General features: G+C 49.9%; 20 protein-coding genes and 2 pseudogenes. 8 read left to right on the top strand and 14 right to left on the bottom strand.

Annotation, left to right across the window (positions count from 1 at the left end):
- The first annotated feature begins 89 nt into the window (after positions 1–89).
- A complete protein-coding gene (locus KDW_RS23535; RefSeq protein WP_151758353.1) occupies positions 90–1,004 on the top strand; it encodes a CDP-alcohol phosphatidyltransferase family protein in 915 nt (304 codons plus the stop codon).
- A gap of 27 nt (positions 1,005–1,031) precedes the next feature.
- On the opposite strand, the gene KDW_RS23530 is transcribed toward KDW_RS23535, so the two are convergent.
- From KDW_RS23530 to KDW_RS23505, 7 genes and pseudogenes are all read right to left on the bottom strand, one after another.
- Positions 1,032–1,856 carry a class I SAM-dependent methyltransferase gene (locus KDW_RS23530; RefSeq protein ID WP_151758352.1) on the bottom strand — a complete coding sequence of 275 codons (825 nt, stop codon included), beginning with the start codon at positions 1,854–1,856 and terminating at the stop codon, positions 1,032–1,034.
- Positions 1,849–3,447: a radical SAM protein gene (locus KDW_RS23525; RefSeq protein WP_233097863.1), complete on the bottom strand. Its 1,599-nt coding sequence runs from the start codon at positions 3,445–3,447 to the stop codon at positions 1,849–1,851. The genes KDW_RS23530 and KDW_RS23525 overlap by 8 nt, the downstream gene beginning before the upstream one ends.
- A 12-nt stretch (positions 3,448–3,459) precedes the next feature.
- A complete protein-coding gene (locus tag KDW_RS23520) occupies positions 3,460–3,666 on the bottom strand; it encodes a hypothetical protein (RefSeq protein ID WP_162005548.1) in 207 nt (68 codons plus the stop codon).
- Positions 3,667–3,819: 153 nt separating this feature from the next.
- Positions 3,820–5,663: pseudogene (locus KDW_RS36120) on the bottom strand (reverse transcriptase domain-containing protein).
- Positions 5,664–6,278: 615 nt separating this feature from the next.
- Positions 6,279–6,434, bottom strand: coding sequence for a hypothetical protein (locus KDW_RS31975; protein ID WP_162005547.1), 156 nt, complete (start codon positions 6,432–6,434; stop codon positions 6,279–6,281).
- Between the two features lie 46 nt (positions 6,435–6,480).
- Positions 6,481–7,479: a polyprenyl synthetase family protein gene (locus KDW_RS23510; protein ID WP_162005546.1), complete on the bottom strand. Its 999-nt coding sequence runs from the start codon at positions 7,477–7,479 to the stop codon at positions 6,481–6,483.
- A complete protein-coding gene (locus KDW_RS23505; protein WP_151758349.1) occupies positions 7,451–7,636 on the bottom strand; it encodes a hypothetical protein in 186 nt (61 codons plus the stop codon). Before KDW_RS23505 ends, KDW_RS23510 begins: the two co-directional genes overlap by 29 nt.
- Before the next feature lie 426 nt (positions 7,637–8,062).
- Here KDW_RS23505 and KDW_RS23500 point away from each other — a divergent pair, with 426 nt between their 5' ends.
- Positions 8,063–9,463, top strand: a complete 1,401-nt coding sequence (locus KDW_RS23500; protein WP_151755362.1) for a hypothetical protein — start codon at positions 8,063–8,065, stop codon at positions 9,461–9,463.
- A gap of 391 nt (positions 9,464–9,854) precedes the next feature.
- Here the strand turns inward: KDW_RS23500 and KDW_RS23495 are convergent, their stop codons facing one another.
- From KDW_RS23495 to KDW_RS23480, 4 genes are all read right to left on the bottom strand, one after another.
- Positions 9,855–10,265 (bottom strand): nitroreductase family deazaflavin-dependent oxidoreductase, encoded by a 411-nt coding sequence (locus KDW_RS23495; protein ID WP_151758348.1) that lies wholly within the window; start codon positions 10,263–10,265, stop codon positions 9,855–9,857.
- 138 nt (positions 10,266–10,403) lie between these two features.
- A complete protein-coding gene (locus tag KDW_RS23490) occupies positions 10,404–11,462 on the bottom strand; it encodes an ABC transporter substrate-binding protein (protein ID WP_198925482.1) in 1,059 nt (352 codons plus the stop codon).
- Between the two features lie 264 nt (positions 11,463–11,726).
- On the bottom strand, positions 11,727–11,984 hold the full coding sequence (locus tag KDW_RS23485) for a pyridoxamine 5'-phosphate oxidase family protein (RefSeq protein WP_233097893.1): 258 nt from the start codon (positions 11,982–11,984) through the stop codon (positions 11,727–11,729).
- Between the two features lie 355 nt (positions 11,985–12,339).
- Positions 12,340–13,002 (bottom strand): hypothetical protein, encoded by a 663-nt coding sequence (locus tag KDW_RS23480; protein ID WP_151758346.1) that lies wholly within the window; start codon positions 13,000–13,002, stop codon positions 12,340–12,342.
- A 520-nt stretch (positions 13,003–13,522) separates the two neighbouring features.
- Between KDW_RS23480 and KDW_RS23475 the strand changes: the two genes are divergently transcribed.
- The 6 genes from KDW_RS23475 (at position 13,523) to KDW_RS23450 (ending at position 17,623) form a co-directional block, all read left to right on the top strand.
- Entirely contained in the window at positions 13,523–13,756 is a 234-nt protein-coding gene (locus tag KDW_RS23475; protein WP_151758345.1) for a hypothetical protein, read from the top strand.
- 323 nt (positions 13,757–14,079) lie between these two features.
- Positions 14,080–14,334: a hypothetical protein gene (locus KDW_RS23470; protein WP_151758344.1), complete on the top strand. Its 255-nt coding sequence runs from the start codon at positions 14,080–14,082 to the stop codon at positions 14,332–14,334.
- Between the two features lie 89 nt (positions 14,335–14,423).
- Positions 14,424–14,900 (top strand): pentapeptide repeat-containing protein, encoded by a 477-nt coding sequence (locus KDW_RS23465; protein ID WP_151758343.1) that lies wholly within the window; start codon positions 14,424–14,426, stop codon positions 14,898–14,900.
- Positions 14,900–15,094 (top strand): hypothetical protein, encoded by a 195-nt coding sequence (locus tag KDW_RS23460; protein ID WP_151758342.1) that lies wholly within the window; start codon positions 14,900–14,902, stop codon positions 15,092–15,094. Before KDW_RS23465 ends, KDW_RS23460 begins: the two co-directional genes overlap by 1 nt.
- A gap of 154 nt (positions 15,095–15,248) precedes the next feature.
- Positions 15,249–15,458 carry a hypothetical protein gene (locus KDW_RS23455; protein ID WP_151758341.1) on the top strand — a complete coding sequence of 70 codons (210 nt, stop codon included), beginning with the start codon at positions 15,249–15,251 and terminating at the stop codon, positions 15,456–15,458.
- 269 nt (positions 15,459–15,727) lie between these two features.
- Positions 15,728–17,623, top strand: a complete 1,896-nt coding sequence (locus tag KDW_RS23450; protein WP_151758340.1) for a serine/threonine-protein kinase — start codon at positions 15,728–15,730, stop codon at positions 17,621–17,623.
- A gap of 486 nt (positions 17,624–18,109) precedes the next feature.
- Here KDW_RS23450 and KDW_RS36115 read toward each other — a convergent pair whose 3' ends face one another.
- The 3 genes and pseudogenes from KDW_RS36115 to KDW_RS23435 form a co-directional block, all read right to left on the bottom strand.
- A complete protein-coding gene (locus KDW_RS36115; RefSeq protein WP_371876270.1) occupies positions 18,110–18,358 on the bottom strand; it encodes a hypothetical protein in 249 nt (82 codons plus the stop codon).
- A gap of 137 nt (positions 18,359–18,495) precedes the next feature.
- A complete protein-coding gene (locus KDW_RS23440) occupies positions 18,496–19,227 on the bottom strand; it encodes a 4Fe-4S dicluster domain-containing protein (protein WP_371876269.1) in 732 nt (243 codons plus the stop codon).
- Positions 19,228–19,295: 68 nt separating this feature from the next.
- A pseudogene (locus tag KDW_RS23435) lies at positions 19,296–21,948 on the bottom strand (molybdopterin-dependent oxidoreductase); the annotation flags it as partial.
- Positions 21,949–22,497 lie beyond the last annotated feature (549 nt).

Raw genomic sequence — 22,497 nt, 5'->3', positions numbered from 1 at the left:
GACAATGTGTTACTGTTAAGATCACGAAAAGATACCCTTAACTTTTACCAGCACGTTATCCAGCTCATACGGATAAAGAAATATGGATTATGCCAGAGAATGTCGAACAAGCATTTGTGGTTGATTTACTTACAACCCTGCGCCATGGACGCTTTAGCCTGCGCGCCTGGGGAATTTTCTTACAGCGTTCCTGGCTGATGGCTTGCCAGACGGCCAGAGACAATCCATCACTCAAACGTTCCTGGCAACGTCTCACCTGCCTGATCATACTGGTAGCCATACTGATTTTGAGCGGCAATAGTCTATGGTTGGGACTGAACGATACGTTGCGCCTGCTACCAGGCTTTGTTTTTTGTGTGTTCTGGCAGCAGTGTGACCTGTTCTGGCACCTTGGCCTCAACCGCTCTATCCAGAGCGGCAAGCTATTTCCACAGCTCGGGCTCGCCAATACCCTGACCTGGCTACGCGGCCTGGCTGTGGCATATCTACTCGGCACGTTGTCTGGTGGATTGGCTGTCCCCTCAACGCTGGCACTCATCATTTTCCTCTGTGGAATCACCACCGATATCCTTGATGGCTATGTTGCCCGCCAGACAAACACGCAGAGCAAACTGGGACAGATCGCCGATGCCGAGGCCGATTTCTGTCTCTCTGTATGCCTGATCATCATCCTGCTGCAAAATGGCGCCTTGCCACTCTGGGTCGGCATGGTCATGCTGCTACGTTTCTTGCTCCCATTACTGGCAGCCTTACTGAGCTATCTGGCCTTTGCTCAACCGCTACGCTTTGGTTCCACTCGGTTAGGAAAATATGCGGGACTGGCACAATGCTGCTATTTACTGCTATTGCTCGCGCCACCTTCCTTCTCAACCTATATGATCTTCCTGCATACACCACTGCTCGTTATCACCATCTGCTTGCTTATCACCGCACCACTCGCGCAGGTAGTCGCCAATCGACAAATATTTACCAGCACACCCGCCTCATCTTCTCCACCAGAATGAAAGACCATATGGCTATAGGATATCGAATTAAGGCTTCAAGGCGATAATCACGGCATAACCAAACTGGTGTGCCTGAATAGCTGCGGCGGCGGACTTTGCCATGGCTTTGGCCTGTGCGAAGTCAATTTCTCCTGGCAGCTGGAGCTTATTGAGTTTTACCAGGAGCTCAACCCCCAGCAGTTTGCCTTGAATTGCTTTTACCATCTCTGCTAAGGCCTCATCATGTGGCTCAAGCATCTGGATGGTTAGTCCTGCTTGTGTCAGATACCGGACATAGCTTTCGAGCGGCTGAGCATCCGCGATACAGGCTATCCATGCCAGCAGGCCTTGTAGATCTGCTGGCACGGCTGCTACATTGCGCGTGAGGTCACTCAGGCCCACCTGTCCTCCTGGCTTGAGGACGCGTAGAAACTCTGCGGCCGCAATGGATTTATTGGGAAAGGTACAAAATGCGCACTCGCAGATGAGCGCGTCGTAGCTTGCCGCAGGGACAGGGAGATGTTCAGCATCACCCTGCTCAAAGGTCACCAGTTTGTCCACGCCGGCGGCTCGCGCAGCCTCGGTTGCACGCTCGACAGCCAGCGCACTATATTCGATACCGCGCACATGACAACCAAAACGCTGTGCCAGATGGATCGCGCTTGTACCCTGTCCCGCCGCCACGTCCAGCACCTGCTTGTCTGGTCCGAGTCGTAGCAGGGAACCAAGCTGTTCAGTCAGGACTGTGCCGCCTGGATGAAAGGATTCTCCCAGCAAAAGACGAGCCAGGTCGCTCTGATAGACGTTGGCACAACAGGACTTCAGGTTCAGATCGTCACTGCTAGCAGCAGCGGTCTCATGCTCACTATTCATGCACTGATCCATTAGCGGCTGGCGTTACCTGGATGAAATTACTCGGCACCTCGGGCGTAAAAGAGAAGGTTAAAGGTTCTGGCACAAAGGGCACACCGGCACGTCTGGCCTGATTGCGCTGGCGCTCACGGGCCTGCAATTGCGTACGCGCCTGCTCGCGATAGCCCACGTTATTATAGGCGCAGAAAGGTATCTGCTTGCCGTCTGGCAACAGGATCTCTTTGCAGCATTTCATCAGGTTTTTCTGGTTGAAGGTCCAGGGATCCATGAAATCTTGCAGCATAATCATGAAGATGTTTTTCGCAAAGGCCGCCACGTCCAGACCATCGGGCAGGCCACAGGCGGCACATGAGAGGGCAAATTGCTGCGCGGCTTTGTCTGAACCAGGAACGGCGGATGAAGACCAGAGTCCTTCCAATGCTTGCTTGATGTCTTCCGAGATATCGGGGACCGCTCGATTGGTGATGTAGTCCAGATAATCTTCTACATTCAGGACACGTGTCAGAGGTAGAACAGTATCACCGTCGTTCAGTACATAGGTGACAGAGTTGCAGGTGGGGAAACAGCAGGGAACTGGCACAAAATCCGCCACTGTCAGTAGTTCATGGGTCTGCTCTTGCAGAGCTTGCAGGATGTCTGGAATGGTCAGGCGCTGCATAGGATCACTTTCGCCATGGCGACCAGATTGGAAGGCAGGCTGAAAATTGATGCCACGAACCGCCGGATGCTGCATGCCAAACTCAACGATCGCGCCTACTTCGTGCAGATTAACCAGACGGTCAACCGCTGGCACCAGCACAACATGCGCGCCAATCTCTGCCAGCCGATCCAGGGCTCGTAGCTTCTGCGGCAGGATATCGGGTTCACCACGCAATTGGCGATAGGTCTCGCGCTCGAAACCATCAAACTGAAAGTAAATCGAGGGACGCAGATCAGCTAACTGGCGCAGAAATTCATCATCATCCGCGATGCGCTTGCCGTTCGTATTCAGCATGACATGGCGAATATTACGCGCTTTAGCAGCCTTGATCATCTCAATAATCTGCGGATGGATGGAGGGCTCGCCACCAGAAAACTGGACGACCTCTGGGTTCCCTTCTGTTTCTATCAGGTGATCCAGGATCCCTTCAACTTCTTCCAGGGTCAGATTAAAGCCGGCACCGGCATTGGCAAAACATAGTGGACAATCCATATTACAGGCACTGTTGACTTCAATAATACCCAGGCAGGTATGCTGCTGGTGATCCGGACACAAGCCACAATCATGGGGACAACCCTGCTGGATTTCCGTGGAATAGGCCAGAGGGATGGTGCCAGGCTTATTAAAACGTGTTGCGGCAACATACGCCTGAGCATCACCATAAACCAGACCTTCAAACGTTCCATGCTCAGGACAGCGCTTGCGCATATATACTTTCTGGTCCCGCAAGAGAATATGTGCATCAATCACACGCCGGCACGTTGGACAAATACTCCTGGTTAATTCCAGGAATACATAATCAACATCTTTTTTCTGGCGTGGTAACGCTGCCGCTACAGGCATATCAGGAGAAGGCTTCACATGCGCTGATAGCTCAGGTGTTTGATCCATGAGACCTCCGCTTTAGTTTTCGCCAAGGTAGGTAATAATCTTTGGATGACGTTTAACGATCAGTTGCATAATCTGTTCGATATCTGTGCTTCTTACGCTTGCAGCAGCCATAAGATGCTTTTCGATCCATTGTACCAGATGTTCAAAATTTTTTTCAGCGATCATCGACTCAATAGTATATGCCAGGTCCATTTCTTCTTGCTCATCGTGATAGTGCAACTGATATCCATTGATCTCCAGAAAGGCGCTGCCCAGGATAAAAGCAGCGCGCTTATTGTAGGGTAGACCGCTGACGAGTTGCTTTGCAGCACTTTTCCAACGGTCCCCCTCCGAACCGTACGTGCGCCTTTCAGCGCATACGGCTCTCCAGCATCATTGTTTTGCTTTTTGTAAAGCTTTAACTTCCGTGAGAGTGACCATTTTTGTTACCATTGGTTTTCCTGCATGAAGATCCATGTGACAATTTCGACAAAGGAACATCGTTTTGCGCCTGAGTTCGGCCATACGCTTTACCCAGTTCGGTTTTTCCCGCCCAGTATATTTGTTGAGATCTTTCATTGCTCGAATGTGATGCCCTTCTACCTTCTCTGTAGATCCACAGTATTCACAGATTTCAGCGAGGAGCCTCTTTTCTAGCTCTGTCCGATCCGTCCATATTCCTGGCTTATGTTCCTCTATGGTCGCTTTAATATCCCATTTTAGTGATATACCACCCCATATTGCTACTAGCGGTTTCTTGTCTTTCCTGGGTACCGTGACACGTAATCCCTTGTACAAGGTTTCACCAATTTGAATATCAGCTTTGTACCTGGCATAGATTTTACTCACTGTCACTTTGTTTTTGTGTGCTAACGTCTTTGTCAGCGATGTATCCATAACGTATTTGAGTTTATTCAGCGTATGCAGATTGTATGCCAGTCGATAGTAGTTGGCGATTCCTCTAAATTCGGACTGATATGCTGCAACGATACTGAAATTGCTATCGTTAAGCATTTCTGCTCGATGGATGATTGTGTCTTTTCGCATGTAGCGTTGACATTTTTCTTCTACGACGTTCCTGGGTACTCGTAGCCCTACCCCACCATTAATGCTTCTCATCTTTGAGGTTGTCTTTCCAATGGTTCGCACTGTTTGTTTGTGGTTTTGTTGTAGGATGGTAATTTCATATCCCAGGAATTTAGCGGCCTCAGTTCTTGCATGTGTGATCACTGTTTTTGTCTTAGATAGCTCTAATCTGAGTTCTTCGCTCAGAAATGTAGTTAGCTCTTGTTTGATCTCTTCTGCTTCGGCCTTAGGCCCCGTAAATCCTAGTAGAAAATCGTCGGCATACTGTACGTATTTTAGACGCCGATATCCTGGGTCTTTGGGCTCTATGGAAGGGAGCTTCTGAGCTTGTCTTTTCAGCTCTTTTGCTCTTTCGTTATCCCCTTCTTGCCTTGCTCGATATGACTGGAAATTGAGTTTCTGGTAAAGGGATTGCGCTTTCTAGTTTTCCCTTTGGTATACTTTGGGATAAGAACGTTTTCTACAAATTTGTCCAGCTTATCAAGCAGAATATTTGCTAGGATTGGACTAACGATTCCACCTTGCGGCGTTCCGCTGTGCGTTTTGTGGAATTGCCAGTCTTCAAGGTATCCTGCTTTCAAGAGATTCTGTATGAGATTAATGAATCTCCCATCGTGTATGTGTTCTTGGAGCGTATTCAGGAGTAGCTGGTGATCGAGCTTATCGAAACATGCGCTGATATCTCCCTCAATGAACCACGTTGTTCCACTCCAGTTCTGATAAATCTCTCTTAATGCAGTATGACATCCGCGATCAGGTCGAAACCCATGTGAATGTGGGCTAAATTGTGGCTCGAAGTATGCCTCCAGAATGGATCGTATCACTTCTTGCAACAGTTTATCTGACCACGTTGGCATTCCAAGAGGACGCCTTTTACCGTTTTTCTTCGGTATATACACCCTTCTTGCTGGTTTCCATCGATACTTTTCCTCTCGTAGGGTATTGATGATCGTATCGATTTTCTCCAGCGACATGCCATCGGGAGTTTCGTTTGTTACTCCCTTTGTCATTGCTCCTGTATTTCGATAGATTTTTCCATAACCTGTCACATACAAATCTCTGTTGAACAATAACCTGTAGATCCGTTCCAATGGTAAGCGTTTCTTACCTCTCTCACAGATGAGTCCCAGAATTGTTGCAGTTGTTCGCATCTCGCGTACCTTTACTTTTCTTGACTCTATGATACCTACCCTGCTTGTTATGGTCATTAACAAGCTCTTGTCTCCCTTCGGAGACTGCCCCTTCGCCATGTAGATGTCTTTCACATCTTCCGACTACTACGGGGGTTCCGTCACCATAGGACTCGCGTCCCGTAGGTGATCCCATGTTTACGCATAAGAGACGTTTAGTACGTTTAGGTGCCACATCCAGTTGAGCTTTGCAGTTCAACCAAATTCCTTATTTGACGCTTGGCCTGTAAAGAGCTTTAGGTATCCGACGGCAAACTGATACATATCACAGGCTCATCGCTTCATGTAGGCTGCGATGGGAGTTCGTATCTCCACGTTGGATTTTGGTTCGTTTTTCACTCACCTTGCGTACAGAACTTGCGGTGCCAGGTCTTACCTACCTTCAGGCCTCCCCGCTTTATTGCCATGCTGCTGTCCCCTTTGAGTTTCCTCTCCAGGTAAGGCATTGTTCTAGTGGTATATGCTCTTAACCACTGCTAGATGTTCTAGCGATCTCTTATGCGCCGACATGGCGCACGCCATCAACAAAAGGATGATTGAGCGCTACGCGTTGGATCAGAATAGCTGTTTGTTTGACTATATCGTCCCTTGATAGAGAGCAGCATTACGGGGAGCGACTACAGCGGATTCAAGGCCATTCATGTCTCGTATCGCTCCACTTTCACCAGCAAGCTGATTCGCCTTGATGGCCATGTCACGATCCAGGTAGTGTATCTGCTTATTGCTATCCATTCTTGCCAGACTTTCTTGTTACTATTTCGCGGGGTCCATGCTCAAATCACTCATCTTCAGTGGACTCACCCGCCCCATCCAATCCAATCAAAAGCGTCAAAGTAAGAAGAAAAGGGGACGCTTGCATAGTCTCTATACGCTGAAAGAGTTCATTGATGCTCTCCATCTCTTCGCGATAGCGCAGCAAAGCTCCCCAGCGTCCATATAAAGCGGCCATCATCGCAGGAGGTTCAAGAGGTTCATGATCAGTACTGTGCTCCTCATCTTCGCTGGCATCCTCAGACGAGAGCATGATTGAGAGGAGCAGGGGCAGGGTCTTTTTATGCTGTCGCCAGTCTTCTTCCATGTCCGAGCAATCATTGTGAATCTGCTTGGCAGCACCTAGCCGCAAGCCTAATTCACTCCAGAGCTGGCATTCATCTGCTGATGCCTGGCCTAAAGAGGCACCTAACCAGCAAGCCAGACTAGCCAGTGAGCCAGATTTCGTCCGTGCGATCTCAAGCACCTTATCCTCGGTAATCTCTGGCCAGGCCAGGTCACTCGCCAGGATATCCAGATGCTGACCTGCAATACTCTGCTGGATTTTGAGCGTGCTGGTGGTATACATCGTCAGGAATACCTCAGAGGCCATGTGTTCATGCAGAGAAAGGAAAAGACGTTGCCCCAGGGACCACAAGACTGTGGCAGCCATCGTGACGCGTTTGCTTCCCAGCTCGGCAACAAGCGGGGTGATCTCCTCATCTTCGATGTCATCATATAAATCAAAGGCACAGACCACACATTCCATAGCCAGGGCTCCCCGCCCGACGAGCTGAGCATCAAATGCGGGCGCATGAGCAGCGGCAATAAACCAGACCAACAATGGCCATAAACCATTATGCGTTTCGACGTGTGGACAGAGGATCTTGCCCGGTTGTGCTAAAGCCAGATGAGCATCAGCATAAAGAGGATCTGCAGGTAGCAGATCCTCCAGCATCTCACGAAGAAACTGTTGAGCCCCTTCGATAGAGCCAATCTCAGACATATGCGGCGACGATTTGGGCATCTGGCAGTACGATATCTTTTTCTTGTCCATCGTCACTACGCCAGAAAACAGCAGGGGTAGTCATTTTTCCAGTCAGGGCCAGCAGAAAGCGCAGGGTATACAGGGGGCCAAGGGTGCTCAATGCGTTGGTCAAGGTGCTGGTGGTAACAGATTTCATGTAAATCCTCCATGAAGCCGCATACTGCAACTGTATTTGCATCTAACAATTTATCATCTTGAACGCTTTACTTGCATTAACATACACTTGACTTAGCAACTATTTTTAGAATATTAGTCGATGTTCTCATCCTTAAGGTTTTCATTGACAATATCCCGAAAAAAAGCTTGCAAAATACTATTTTCTTCTACAGTAGGTCAATAAGATACAGGAAACATGGGGAACATTTCCCTTTTTATATATCCATTCTTGTATTATAGCGAATAAAGGTTACATCTGTCCAGTAAAAAAAGGACACTTTCTATAATCTGGCACCTACACAAACATGAGTCATCCCGAATTTTAAGGTCGGGCTTGTAAAAAGACACCTCCCGAGAGAGACTGAAGAAAGTAACGAATATTCAGTCAATCCAGGAGGTGTTTTTCATGTCTTCTCAGTATCTCACACGGCTTGAGGAGCCACAAGTTCCACCATATCCTCCAGACAAGATGGCCCAGGGATTGTATGGGAGTCTTGCTCAGTTTCTTGCACCCTTGCTCATCGAAGTCGATACCCGCATTGATAAGCGGCTCGTGCGAACGTTGTTGCAAACCGTGGTGGTGATTTTGACTTTCCGTGATCGAGTGAATGGCTTGCTCCTCTCAGAAATGGGTGGCTATCTCGACACGCCAGACAAAGCCCCAGCTGGCACCAAGCGCCTTTCGCGTCTGTTGCATTGTTCCAAATGGTCTGCCGAGCTGATCCGATCCTATCTCTGGCATCGAGCCACCCAACGTTTGGCGACGTGGAAACAGGCTGGAATGGATGCGCTGGCGCTCTGGGATGAGAGCGCTTGGGAGAAGCCGGAAAGTATCGCTTCTGACGATCTTGGTCCGGTGCGCTCCAGTAAGGCGGCTCGACTTACCCATGTGAAGAAGGGCTACTACACCCCGCCTCGTGGCCCCATTTTTGTGCCTGGCCTTCATTGGCTAGCGGTAGTCCTGGTGGGCTGCGACCAGTCGGCTGACCCTCCAGCGTTGGCCTGCATGCGCTGGTGGACCAGCCGCGGGGCGCGTGCCTCCTTCAAACGCGATGAGCAAGCCAAGCTGTTGCTGCAAGGAGTTCTGCTCTGGGGGCGCGAGGTGATGCATGTCTTTGACCAAGGCTTCGCCAGCAGTTTCTGGCTTGGTTTGCTCGTGGCCTTCTCGCTTCGTTTTGTATTGCGTTGGAAAAAAGACTATCAGCTGGTGGATGAACAAGGCCAACGGCGCGCTGCCTGGAAAATCGCACGTGGCAAACGGGGATGGCAACAACGTCTGGTCTGGGATTGCCGTCGTCACCAGTGGGTCATGGCCAGCATTCTCGCTTTGCCCGTTACGCACCCAGACCATCGTGAACAACCATTGTGGTTGGTGGTAGCCCGACGCAAAGGTGGCCTCCCTTGGTATCTGCTCACCGCTGAGCCGATCGCCAATGCGGACGATGCTTGGAGGATCATGTTTGCGTATGCCCGTCGCTGGCAAATCGAATTAACCTGGAAAGAGAACAAAAGTGAGTTGGCCTTCCAAAGCCCCCGTGTGTGGGAGTGGGAACCACGGGAAAAACTCTTGCTGCTGGCAGCACTGGCGTACGCATTTCTGCTCACCTTGCTGGCGCCGTTTTACACGCTCTTGCGCCGCTGGCTGCTGCGCCGCTACTGTCATCGAACGGGTCGCCATTGCCGACAGGCTCATGCTCCCTTTGCGCGGATGCGCATGGCGCTGAGCCGGCTGTGGCAAAGTGTGCCTCCGCACTGGGAGTCCCTGTCGGGCCGAGGCCAGCCAACGGTCTCGGTGACCATGCTCTGATGAGGCGTTGAGCCTGCACCACCGCTGAACCATTCCATGGCCAGGACTGCCTGACCGCGGGGCGTGTGACCGGTGTTCATCCAGCACAACGATCGCAACCAGCATATGGAGCGATCGCACACAAAACATGGATGCCTGTTTTCTCGCTGGAAACCGAGGTGATGCTCTTGGTGTGAACACGTCTTCGTTCTGTTCTCTTTTCTCCCGTTGGTTTTCTAGGAGAAGGAGATCACCAGCAAGAAGCACTTCATCAACCGCTTTTCTTGGAGAGAACTGAAGCGAGCATTTCTCCACTTCTTGAGGAGAAATGCTCGCTTCTTTCACAAGCTCATCCCTAAAATCTGGGATGACTCATGTTTGCAAATGTGAAACGTCAATATTTAACGGGACGTTAGTTGGCGCGCCGTTCCAGAGCGAAAACAGGAATTTCTCGTGATGTTTTCTTTTGATATTCAGCGTATGGAGGAAACACTTCCGCGGCTCTCGCATAGGCTTTTTCCCGCTCAGCACCACTAAGCATTCTGGCGGTGGCAGGAAATTTTTCATTGCCAACTTCAATCGTCACATCAGGATGGGCTACGAGATTGTTATACCATTCGGGATGTTTCGGGTTGCCGCCTTTCGAAGCTACGGCTAAGATGCGATCTCCATCAGGCACATACATCAGTGGGATGATGCGCTCTTGTCCGGTTTTGGCTCCGGTAGTCGTTACCAGGACCAGTGGTCCCCAGCCTTCTACCTTGCCACCATTTGCTCGAAATTGATCAATCACTGCCTGGTTTCTTTGCTGCCATTCGTTCATCAGTCGCATCTCCTATGTAACAAACTCAAAAACACGAAACGCCGCTACGCCAGGCTTTGTCTCGGCGCAGTCGGAGTTTAGCCATATGCTTAACTGTATCACATCCACCGGGTATGCCTGCAAGTATGATCGGGACAATCAGATCAGCGCACGCTCGGCCTGTTCTGGAGGCCAGACGACACGACGTGTTCCCTGTTGCCATTGGACAACAAGCATTTGATGCCCGGTCTGTAAACCACTATTCGGATCAAGCCGGAAAGCTCCATAGAGTGTATTACAGGCAAGCTGCCTGGCGGACTCCAGTTGGGCCAGGTCGTCGTTACGATTACTGTCGCGCAGGCAACGTGCGTACAGGACTCCAGCCGCAAATGCTTGCGCGGCGGGATACGGTGGTTCGCTGCCGGATGCTTGTCGGTAATAGCGCACAAACCAATCGGCATCGGGTCCTTCATCAGGACTGGGAGCCACGCGTGCCAGCCATTGCGCCGGTCCAAGCAGTCCTTCTCGCTGTTCTCCCAGCGGCGCCAGAACTTCCTCGACTCCAGCACCGACAAAGGCGGCCGCACGCCATCTGCGCGGCAATAAGACAGGCGCAACAGCAAGTTCGTCCGCAAAGTTACCGACCACGAGCAACACATCTGCTGATGGTACTGTGGATGCGGCTGTAACTGCATGCGAGGGTTGAAAGGGTATGGTTTGTAGCTGAAAGTTGAGCCTGGCGGCCGCCGCGCTGGCCCCATGAGCTATGTCACGTCCAAAACCGGTTGTTGTGTACAGAAGGGAAACGGTAGTGATATGCGGATCCACAGCCCGCAGGGCTTGCAGCACCGCAGCAAAATAGGTTGAAGCCGGTGAAAGAATAGGAATGATGTGTGGAAAGTGCGGGCGAGCAAGTTGAGAGGTTGCTCCTCCGTGATTCCAGAGCACACGGCTGGTGGCACGCGCAGCAGCAAGCATGGTATTACTTCCATACGGCCCAAACAGCACATCCGGAGAGGTGGCGAGAACAGCACGCATGCTGGCTTCAATATTACTACCACAATCGTGCACATCCAGTTCAACACCGGTCCATGGCACAGGGAGTTGTGCCGCATGCTCAGCCCACAGTGTAAGGCCGGTGGCACAGGCCTGTCCAAAGGCAGAGAGAGAGCCAGTTAAAGGAGTAAGCAGCGCTGCCCGTAATCTAACCATAAACATTTCTAGTTTCTTTTATAATATTTTCGCAAAAAATGTGCAATTGCACATTTTTTGCGAAAATATTATAAAACCTGGACACTAAAGTGCCCGAGTGTGGCTACACGTAACGACCCCCAATAAATGTGAGACTCAGATACACCCACAAATATAAAGGCATAAAAATGGACGAGTATGGTTAATACTCGTCCAGATCCTGGAACAGACTCTATTGTAGGCGCAAACGCTTTCATAGGGCAAGCACATCAACATCATTTGCTCTCAGGATTAGCCTTGATAGGTGGCATGCTCTGGTTTCACAAACACCACCACACGCTCATCGCCAGGCTGGTGATAAGGATACTTATCTACTCCAAGGTATTTCTTGGCCATTGAATTAATGAAGTCCAGCTTTGGATCATCTTCAATACGTTCGATAGTACCCCGGACCTCCAGGTAGCGCTCCAGGCGTTTAGGATCCGTAATTGAGAGGGCGATATGCGGATCGCGCTTCAAATTGAGAAATTTCTGCCTCTTTTTGGTCAGGCTGAAGAGAATATGTTGACCATCCCAGTCAAACCAGACAGGTGAACTCTGGGCTCGCCTTTGGGTCCAATTGTCGCCACATGGGCTCCAGATTTTGTCTTCAGAAGATCCTTATATTTCTCTGGAATTGCGGCCATTGCTACCTCCTTTTCTGCTTCTTTTTTGATAGGGATTATCTGTCATGAGGAGTATTAAGCAGATACTAAAGCCAGTGTCATTATGTCATCGGGAGAGGTGACCACTTCTGCTACAGTGTCTGGGATGAACACCATTCAAACATAATCAGGGCTTCAATAGCGTTGCCTTTATCGGAATATTCCTCAGCAATACTATTGAAGCCCTGAAAGAATAAAGCCTAGTCGTTATGGTGGTTGTTATCTTCCGAATCGATATTAGCATCAGCGTTAGCATTGCTGTTGTTGTTGTTGTTATTAATGGTGGTACGATTGCGATGATGGTTTCGGTGGTGTCCGCCCTCATCACCGTTGCCACCATTCTCATCGTCATTGTTGCGCTCGTTGTCACGATCACGGCTAACATTATTGTTAACGTTGATCTGGCTGCGACCATGTCCATCGTTGTTATTAAACCAGCCACCATTCCAGCCGCCATTCCAGCCGTTATTAGAGCCGTTACTATCGCAGCCATTGTCGTCGTCACCGTTGTCATCATTACACTCGACATTATTATTGATGTTGACCTGACGGTGACGGCCAAAGAAGCCACTCAGTCCATTCCAGCCATTGCCATTCCAGCCATTCCAATTATTTCCGTTATGGCCATTATGGTTGTTGCTACTGTCGAAATTGAGATTACCGTTGCTATTATTATTATTGTTATTATTGTTGATAGTGGTTCTATTATGGTGACGGCGGTCATGAAGACTTGAAGCATGGGAAATTGGACCTGGGACAGTAATGGCCAGTGCGCCACCAAGGAGCAAAGCTGCAATAACAGACTGATTTTTCACAACTGACAGAAATTTCGATTTCTGATTTTTTGTATTCATCTGGTTCATTGAAATTTTCCTCTTTCTTGTACATGAAATGTAAGGCAAATCTATGACTATTCTTCATAGAGGAAGTGAGAGATAAGCAAATCCAGGAATAAAGAGGGAAATCCATTATTCCAGTTAGCTCTACTTCAGTTCCCAATTTATTTAATCGGCAGAGGTAAGATTGTATTAAGTATCTGGCTATACTATTTTTTTTTAGCTGGCAGCTTCTCTTCTTTTCCCTACAGGGCTTTCCAATTCTCGTTGCAAGCGGGGATGCAAGGGGCTGGCCGCCCCTTGCCGGAGCGCGAGGTGTCCTCGCATCTCCTCCCTCTTCTCCCGCCGCAGGCGGGACAAAAAGAGAATTGGAAAGCCCTGTTTTCCCTATCATGCTTTTGTATTTATCTGTTAAATCATGTATACTAAGAAAGACTGAAAGGATTACACATATATTTCCTCTCATTTTTAACTTCTTTGTGCTAGATGATAAATTTGAGCATATTTTCCTATTCAGCATGTCTTGAAACAGAAACGAGGACATCACATGACCTTACCAACACTTGATCAGACCGAGGGAATCTGGATGGGGCGAACTGAAAATCAAGGCTATCACTATATTCAAGAAGTGTTTTCAAATGCTAGCCTACGCGAACGCTATCATCAGGACAACTGCTTCGCTCTGATTATACGCGGTAGCTTAGAACCTGAGCTACCTGATGGGCTTCAACCAGCGCAGCGCACCTGGGAACGGCTACAGCGTTATCGGCAAGTCCTCTAAAACAAGAATTTACTTACCTTTTTTGCTGAATAGGGTAGAAATTTTCACTATCTACACAAATAGTGCATATACGTATTTGAATTTTTACTTATATTGCATTTTTCTAAAAAATAGTGTATAATTTAAAGAGTCTCATGAATCTTTTTATGGGGCGCCCTTCCTTAATCTAATAAGCGCTTATCGCTCTTCTCTTTTAGAAGTACCGCCATATAGACACACTTTGCCACTACTTCTTCCAGATGAGTAATTGCAAGGATCGCATGGTCTAGCAGGGTATTTCATCTTTCCAGGTAGTACCCGTGAAGTACTAGAAAAGAACCGCAATGAAAACATTTACCCAGACAAAAGAAATCTTCATTGATGCCATCGAACAACTCAAGCGTCTTGAAGGTCCTGAGAAAGTCACGAAAGCCCTTCGTACTTTAAAAGAGCGAGAAGCTGGCAAGCTTTGTTATCAGGCGGAAGAAGATTTGCCTCAAGCCGAACTGGTCTTATTGAAGGATAGGTTGAAGGTTGGGAAAACTACCTGGGAGAGATATAAACATATCTTTCTTGAAAGTATGCTGAAACGAAAATAACATCCTCACAATGTATCACAGCTTCTTTTTTGCTGTAGTAACCGTGCTGTGATGATAGGATAAAGAACGACAGAGAGAGAGTACATACAATGGCGCTACAAAAACATATTGAACTCCTGGCATCTGGCAACAAGAACTGGAATGCATGGAGACGTGAGCATTATGATGTGCAGGCGTTAGAGCCCAATCTGCATCAGGCAGATCTCCGCCATGCAGATCTACGTGGCATCGATTTTCATGGTGTGGATTTGACCGAGGCGAATCTTCAACATGCAGATTTGCGCGAGGCAGATTTGAGTGGAACGGATTTGCGTCATACGAATCTGGAGGGCGCGGACCTCAGTGATGCCAATCTTCAAAAAGCGCTCATGAATGGTATCGATGGCTATCAGACTCGCTTTTGCCGGGCCAATATGCGTGGCGCTGACCTCACCAATGCAGATTTGCGCAGTGCTGATTTCACTGGTGCAGATACCGCCAGAGCCATTTTTGATCACGCCATCTTAGATAAACCAGCGAAAGCCGCCCCATCCGCAACAGGAGAAACAGTAAAGGTTTCACATTAATGGCACATCATCATTACTATGTTCAATGTCTCTCGCCTCAGATCTTTTTGGTCCGTGAGCGAGCCGCAGGAGATCAGGCACCCTCTCCAAACGATCGACTGGTCAAGTCGTTTGATATTCGACATGATGCCTACATGTATGCCGAAAGTATCAATGAGGAACACAAAAAATCTCCTGATATCTCTACTCTTTAAAGAGGGCACATATCAGGCAAAGTCAGCAACCAGACAGGATGAAGACTGACCTCAATGTCATTTCAATGGTGTGAGCGCAGCCAACCACACATGAGCGGCGTTCACGATGGCTATTTTGCTCCATGAGGTCTACTCTCATAGAAAGAACACGAACATGGAAACCAATAACGATGGCACCTATTTTCAAGAAGGTGACCAGGTACGTATCAAACTCACTGGCGAACAGGGAAGCGTAAATGCAACCGATGGTGGTGTCGTCTATGTGGTCATGGATACCACCAATGAAACCCGGGTCTTTTCAGCCTATTCTGATAAAGATTCCGCCATCGAGTTTGTCCCTCAAGCATCAAAAAAGCAGGCCTGATCATCAATTGTTGGACGGGAAAAGACACTCTACTCTATTGATGCAGGTAGCTGGCAATGTATCCCCAAACAGGGGATACTCGATTCTATCCCCATACGTCTGCTCACCCTCTGCAAGATGCAGAAAAAAATACTCCTCTTTTTGTGCGCGATATGATATGCTACTGACAGACAATCGGGCACTCTCGCGGCACGCCCAACCACCACATCTCGGCAATTCATGGGAACAGGAGTAGAGGGATGTAGCCCATTCCTCATAAGAATTTGCATATGTCTTCTTATCCAGGAAAACAGTTGGGCAATTATCGGCTTATTCGCCTTTTGGGAGAAGGGGCCTTTGCCCGGGTCTACCTTGGAGAACATATTTATCTTGGTACACAGGCAGCGATCAAGGTTCTCAAGATGGAGGCCGCGAATGGTTCCATGGACGGCTTCTACATTGAGGCTCGCAATATTGCCAGACTGATTCATCCACATATTGTGCGCGTGTTGGACTTTGGCGTCGAGGGCACAACTCCGTTTCTGGTGTTAGATTATGCTTCCAGTGGGACGCTCCGGCAGCGCCATCCCAATGGCACGCCAGTTCCGTTAGCGGTAGTTGTGTCCTACATCAAGCAGATCGCAGAGGCGTTGCAGTATGCGCACGATGAAAAATTAATCCACCGAGATATAAAGCCAGAAAATATCCTGCTTGGCCGACGAAACGAGGTCCTCTTGAGCGACTTCGGGATTGCGCTGCTGATGCAAACAGTGCAGGCACAAAATATACAGGACGTAGCGGGTACGCTACCATATATGGCGCCCGAACAGATTCAGGGTCAGCCGCGTCAGGCCAGTGATCAATATTCATTGGGTATTATGGCGTATGAGTGGCTGACAGGTTATCGGCCCTTCTATGGGTCGATCACTGAAGTTGTGGCCCAGCAACTATCAATTGCTCCTTCATCATTACGAGAAAAGGTCCCCACCCTTCCGGAAGCGGTTGAACAGGTCGTGTTCACGGCACTGGCCAAAGATTACAATCGCCGCTTTGGCAGTATACAGGCCTTCGCAACTGCGCTGGAGCAGGCCAGTCGGCTGGCAACGCCGGACTCCGCTCAGCTAGAAAAAACAACCGTGCCTGTCATGCCCACGGTTATCGTGCCGCCCGCGCGCAAAGAGACAGAATCACAGCTTCGTAGTCAGATGTCTGGCGGAAAACCCCAACCGCCGGGTACACGTGTCTGTAGCTATCAGGGTCACCAGCATAGGATCAGTGCCTTATCATGGTCCCCAAATGGTAAACGCATCGTCTCCGCCAGCCATGAAAAGCTGATACAGGTCTGGGATACCACGACAGGAAAACCCCAGCAGACCTTTCAAGATCCAGCAACAGAGGTACGTTTAGTCGCATGGTCGACTGACGGCTTACGGATTGCCAGTGCTGGATCTGATGGGCAGGTGCACATCTGGAATGCAGGTACGGGTCGCTCACTCCTGACCTATGCTGGTCATCATGGCCATAATAGTATTCATGCGCTGGCCTGGTCACCCATCCAACCTGTAATCGCGTCCGCAGCTAGCGATGGGACCGTCCATGTCTGGGATGCAACCACGAGTAAACAACTCACCATCTATCGGGGACACCGTAACAGCGTCCATACGCTGGCCTGGACACCTCCTGGACCTGCGTCAACCCAGGGCCACGGCTATCACATCGTTTCTGGCGGCGAGGATACCTCTCTGCAAACCTGGGAAGCCTTCACAGGCAAGCAGATAGCATTCTATGCAGGTCCGCCCGCCCCGATTATGGGAGCGGCCTGGTCGCCAGCTATTTATCCAGCATTCACCAGCCCCGGTCCCGGCTCACAAACCAATAAAAGCTCACGCGTCGGCTGTGGACGGCTTGATGGTATGATACAAATGTGGGACACCACCAGCCATCAAGAGGTCCTCAGTTATCGCTATCCAGCACCCATCTCGGTCATAGCCTGGTCACCCGATGGCCGGCGCTTCGCCTATGCCAGCGAGGATACGATGGTAGAGGTCTGGGACACCACCACCAACCTGAAACTCCTGACCTTCTCCCATTCCGCACCTATCCGTGTGCTGGTCTGGTCGCCCGATGGCAAATACATCGCCACCGGCGGCGACGACACCAAAATTCATATCTGGACCGCCCCCTGATAGTAGGTTCGACCCTCGAGGTCGATTGTCTCCCCTCGCATCGATCTTGCCCCGAAAGGGACCGATTCCCCTTTTCTTGTTCACGTTGGGGCGGCGTTGGCGTGATGGCTCCTCCAATCGACCTCGAGGGTCGAACCTACGCGATCACGTTGGGGCGGCCTGGACGTGATGGCTCCAATCGACCTCGAGAGGATGGCTCCAGAGTGAAAAAGCCAGGTACAGCTTATCTTTTGTTGGTGCGCTCTTCCCATGCTATGCGGTTGTACTCGTGGGTGGCCTGTGGGTCCTGCGCTGAATCATGGCCGGCATAGACCCATACGTAACGCATGATCAAGCCGCCGATGAGGACGAGCAGGGATGACACGATATTCACATTGCGGGATGGTGCCTTCCTGGTGCTTCTGAAGCCCAGTCTGGTCAGTAATGGTAGCAGGACACCACCGATGACGGTGCCGAAGATGAAGAGCGCTCCACGTTGGCCTTTGATCAGTGGCTTGCCCAGCGGGCTCGGGCCCAGAGCGGGACTGCCGTTGCTGCCAGCAAGACGCCTGTGTATGAGGCCAGCAAGAGACCAAAAAAGCTGCCGATAATCTGGATAATTTTTACAGGTAATGCTTTGAATAGACGAGCCACCGGGGGTAACCAATTCAGCAGCCCATCATTGGCCATCTGATGGGCACTGGTTAAGCCACAGCAGACGCCAAAACAACTGAGTACCCAGGTACCAATAGACATAGCCGAACAGAATTTGAGTACACGTAACATATGGTGAAAACGGCTGGCTCCCATTGCGCTTATCCATAATACCTCTCTTACACATCTATTACTAGCAAGAAGTATGACATTTTCAAACATCCAATCAATCGATTCATTCAAGAACGCTTCCATAAGGACATAAGGGTCGTTACCGTGAGAAACGCGCCAGCGGCAAAACATGCGAGAAATCCAGGCAAGACATTATCCTGTGGCAGGTTTGGCTTCTCAGGCAAGTTATAGACTGAGGCGCGCTCAGTGAGCAGGAAAAAGGCATTGAGGTCACCTACGCTGGTATCTTCATCCACACCATACAGATAGGCCGTGTCGACACCGCGCTCGTGCAGGGTATCAACGCGTTTCCTGGCTCGATCTTTCAATTCATCAATATCCCCGAAGATGATTGAATCAGTAGGGCAGGCCTTGGCACAGGCTGGCTCAATGCCGTCTTTTTGCCGGTCATAGCATAGGGTACATTTGGCGGCATTGCCGGTGGTCTCGTTGCGGTCAATCACGCCGAATGGACATGAGGGGACGCAATATCCACAGCCATTACAGATGTCGGGTTGGACAAAGACATCCCCAAACTCATTGCGAATAATGGCTCCCGTTGGACAGGCTTCCATACAACCGGGATTGGCACAGTGTTTGCACACATCACTCATCATCAACCAGTTGACCGGTTTTCCGTCGCCATCAGGAGAACGCTTCTGTTCGACAAAATCAACGTGTCGCCAGGTGGTGGCAGAGAGCGCGACTGTATTATCATAGCTAAAGCCACTCATCTTAAAGCCATCCGCAGGCAACTGATTCCATTGCTTACAGGCAACCTCGCAGGCTTTGCAACCAATGCAGAGGGTTGTATCCGTAAAAAAACCATTATGCCCATGAGATTCCCCCTTTTGATCAGGTACTGAACAGGGTACAGCAGATTTCTCACGGGCGATTCTATCGGCTCATAGTGTGTCGGCATTGGACCATCGGTCAGACCACTGGGAGCATAGAGCCGTCCCACGCCTTCAACGTTCATGATAAAAGGCGATGCGCCAGAGTGAGCATCGACGCCACTTCCGGTGGGATTAGCCTGTGTTGTGGGTGCCTTGGTGACTGGAAAGTCAGGAATATCATAACCAACCCAGCGACCGGTGCTTCCATCGTCGTTTTTATGCTCAGGATCCCACCATATATATTTCTTGCGCTCAGACCATGGCTTGCCTTCAGGATCGGCCGAGGCCCGATTGTAAAGAATATGGCGGTTAGCAGGCCAGGTGAAACACCAATCCAGACTCACATAGTTATCAGGCTCGCGCCGACGTGACAGGTTCTTTCCTTCTTCCGGCATAATACCGCTGAAGATCCAGCAACCAGACGCTGTGCTGCCATCTGCTTTCAGTTCAGTAAAATCCTTCACTACATGTCTATCAGCAGTTCGATAGCCATTAATCTCCTTCACAATGTCTTCAACCACCGGTTCCTGCTGAGGCCCCTCGCGCCGATAGTTCCAGGTTACAGCCTGAATCGGCTTATCGCGCTCTTTGGTACTCTCCTGATACATCTCTTTCAAGCGCAAACACAGTTCGGTAATAAACCAGTTTTCTGAACGCGCATCATCTGGTGGCTCGATACACTGATCACGATATTGGATCAGCCGTTGTGTATTGGTAAAGCTTCCTTCCTTCTCTACATGTGAGGCGGCTGGCAGGAAAAAGACTTCCGTCGGGATCCTGGTGGGATCAATGCCCGGACGTTTCCAATAGGTGGCGGATTCGATTTCAAAGAGATCACGGACAAGCAGCCAGTCCAATTTTTCCATCGCGGCCCGATGGAAACCAGCGTTGACGCCACCGGCCGCCGGATTTTGTCCGAGTAAGAAGAAGCCCTTCATCTTGCCGTCTTTCATGCTCACAAACATCGGCAGATCTGAATGGTCTTCAATAACTTTCGGCAGGAAGTTAAATGCCCAATCATTTTCTTTGGTTGCGGCATCGCCATACCAGGCTTTCATCAAACTGACAAAGTATTCAGGATAATGCACCCACCAGCCGGAATCCTGATCATTGTGCTCCATATAGGTCTGATAATCGTACTCCTCACGGATTGCGCTGGGCATTGTCAGATAGCCTGGCAGCAGGTTATAGAGGGTAGGAATATCGGTGGAGCCCTGAATATTAGCATGACCACGCAATGCCATCACGCCCCCACCGGGACGCCCAATATTGCCCAGTAGAAGTTGCAGGATACAGCCAGTGCGGATCATCTGCACGCCAATAATGTGCTGGGTCCAGCCAACAGAGTAGGAGAGGTTGGTCGTGCGTTCACGTCCCGAGTTTTTGACCAGCGTATCAGCGATCTTATAAAACAGGTCCTGCGGAATACCACAAATGTCGGAGACCATTGCTGGCGTGTAGCGAGCATAGTGGCGCTTCAGGATCTGCAAGACACAGTGTGGATCTTGCATCGTCTCATCATGCTGAATCTGGCTTGGATGAGCATGGGGTAGCAGACCCTGCCCTTCTTGAGCATCCGGCATCACATGCTGCTCATGATATACATCACCACTACTGCCTTTGCGAGACCCACCTCTAGCGGTAGAGGCTTCCTCCGTCTTTATTTGCGACTCGCCCTTTTGTGTAAATTTGTATTGCCAGTTATCAGTATCATACGCACCATGCTCTGGCTGCCAGCCGGAGAAAAATCCTGCCAGGTCCTCGGTATCCTGATACTTATCACTGACGATATAGGTGGCATTGGTGTATGCCTGTACATATTCTTTAAAGTACAGGTCATTTTGAAGAATGTAGTTTGATGATCCCACCCAGGAAAGCGATATCGGTGCCGGCACGAATGGGAGCATAGATATCTGCCATCTGTGAGGTACGCGAGAAGTGCGGATCAACATGAATGATGGTTGCGCCCCGCTCTTTGGCAGCCATCACCCAGCGGAAACCAACTGGATGTGCTTCCGCGAAGTTACTTCCTTCGATTAAAATGCAGTCACTATTCTGTAAATCCTGCTGGAAGGTATTGGCGGCACCGCGCCCAAAGCTTGCACCGAGACCCGGCACAGAAGCGCTGTGTCATATACGGGCCTGGTTTTCAATACAGACCATACCCAGAGAGTGGAAAAACTTGGTGATCAGATAGTTCTCTTCATTATCAAGAGTTGCGCCACCAAGCGAACCGATAGCGACCGTATTATTGATGGGCTTCCCATTCTCATTCGTCTCACGGAAAGTCGCCTCACGGGTCGCATAAAGCTTCTGCGCGATACGCTCCATCGCCCAGGCCAATGGCTTCTCTTCCCAATCGGTCGCATAAGGCGCACGATATTTGACAGTGGTGACGCGCCGCTTATTTATGTCCAGTTGATAGCTGGCACTCCCTTTGGGACAGAGGCACCCACCACTGATCGGACTATCATTATCCCCCTCAATATCGATAACTTTCCCATCCTTAACATACACGCGCTGCCCACACCCTACAGCACAATAGGGACAGACACTTTTAAACATCTTTGCATCATGAATGCGCGGCTTCAACTGTTTACTGCGTTTGCTCAAAGGATTAGGCACCGTCCCCACATGAGCGTGTAACGTTTTGCTCACACTCTCAGCAGTCAGGTATCGCGACAGTTTACCAAAGAAGGTGGCGAATACAGCCATACACTCTTTCCTCCCGCTACCTAAATCAAAAGGATTCTCCTCTCTTAATTCCACGCCAAAACTGCCAAAAAGTATCACTAGATAAGCGTACGAGCATTCAACACCAACGTACCGGCAGCGCTTGTCGCTGCGACTGGTAGACGTACGAGCATGTACACGATGAACGCGGGACGCGCTCACCTTCACACGACTACGTGTTGAAGGGACATGGCTTCCGTGAACCGGTCGCAGGTTCAAGCCCTACCTTGCAATCGTGTGAGCGGAGCTAGCCGCGACTGAGCGGCGTTCACGATTGTCTTTCAAGGGGACCTGCCGGTACGTCGCATCATCCGCCAACCGTGTCGCTAACCGAAAAGGGGTTGTGGTAGAATGTTACAGACAATTCAAGTTTGAAAGGATAATCTGGACATTGAGAGAAAAACCAGCTGTGAATCCGGTCCTCATCATTGTTTCGGGTCC

It is taken from the genome of Dictyobacter vulcani, assembly GCF_008974265.1.
Lineage (GTDB): Bacteria > Chloroflexota > Ktedonobacteria > Ktedonobacterales > Ktedonobacteraceae > Dictyobacter > Dictyobacter vulcani.
Note: the sequence above shows the minus strand (reverse complement) of the source record. Positions and strands in the feature narration are given on the sequence as shown.

Excerpts from the sequence above, each read along its gene's own strand:
- KDW_RS23535 (WP_151758353.1), top strand. The coding sequence starts at position 90 with ATGCCAGAGAATGTCGAACAAGCATTTGTGGTTGATTTACTTACAACC.
- KDW_RS23465 (WP_151758343.1), top strand. The coding sequence starts at position 14,424 with ATGGCGCTACAAAAACATATTGAACTCCTGGCATCTGGCAACAAGAAC.
- KDW_RS23500 (WP_151755362.1), top strand. The coding sequence starts at position 8,063 with ATGTCTTCTCAGTATCTCACACGGCTTGAGGAGCCACAAGTTCCACCA.
- KDW_RS23525 (WP_233097863.1), bottom strand. The coding sequence starts at position 3,447 with ATGGATCAAACACCTGAGCTATCAGCGCATGTGAAGCCTTCTCCTGAT.
- KDW_RS23470 (WP_151758344.1), top strand. The coding sequence starts at position 14,080 with ATGAAAACATTTACCCAGACAAAAGAAATCTTCATTGATGCCATCGAA.
- KDW_RS23475 (WP_151758345.1), top strand. The coding sequence starts at position 13,523 with ATGACCTTACCAACACTTGATCAGACCGAGGGAATCTGGATGGGGCGA.
- KDW_RS36115 (WP_371876270.1), bottom strand. The coding sequence starts at position 18,358 with ATGTCTATTGGTACCTGGGTACTCAGTTGTTTTGGCGTCTGCTGTGGC.
- KDW_RS23460 (WP_151758342.1), top strand. The coding sequence starts at position 14,900 with ATGGCACATCATCATTACTATGTTCAATGTCTCTCGCCTCAGATCTTT.
- KDW_RS23450 (WP_151758340.1), top strand. The coding sequence starts at position 15,728 with ATGTCTTCTTATCCAGGAAAACAGTTGGGCAATTATCGGCTTATTCGC.
- KDW_RS23490 (WP_198925482.1), bottom strand. The coding sequence starts at position 11,462 with ATGTTTATGGTTAGATTACGGGCAGCGCTGCTTACTCCTTTAACTGGC.
- KDW_RS23495 (WP_151758348.1), bottom strand. The coding sequence starts at position 10,265 with ATGAACGAATGGCAGCAAAGAAACCAGGCAGTGATTGATCAATTTCGA.
- KDW_RS31975 (WP_162005547.1), bottom strand. The coding sequence starts at position 6,434 with ATGGATAGCAATAAGCAGATACACTACCTGGATCGTGACATGGCCATC.
- KDW_RS23530 (WP_151758352.1), bottom strand. The coding sequence starts at position 1,856 with ATGAATAGTGAGCATGAGACCGCTGCTGCTAGCAGTGACGATCTGAAC.
- KDW_RS23510 (WP_162005546.1), bottom strand. The coding sequence starts at position 7,479 with ATGCCCAAATCGTCGCCGCATATGTCTGAGATTGGCTCTATCGAAGGG.
- KDW_RS23455 (WP_151758341.1), top strand. The coding sequence starts at position 15,249 with ATGGAAACCAATAACGATGGCACCTATTTTCAAGAAGGTGACCAGGTA.
- KDW_RS23480 (WP_151758346.1), bottom strand. The coding sequence starts at position 13,002 with ATGAACCAGATGAATACAAAAAATCAGAAATCGAAATTTCTGTCAGTT.
- KDW_RS23505 (WP_151758349.1), bottom strand. The coding sequence starts at position 7,636 with ATGAAATCTGTTACCACCAGCACCTTGACCAACGCATTGAGCACCCTT.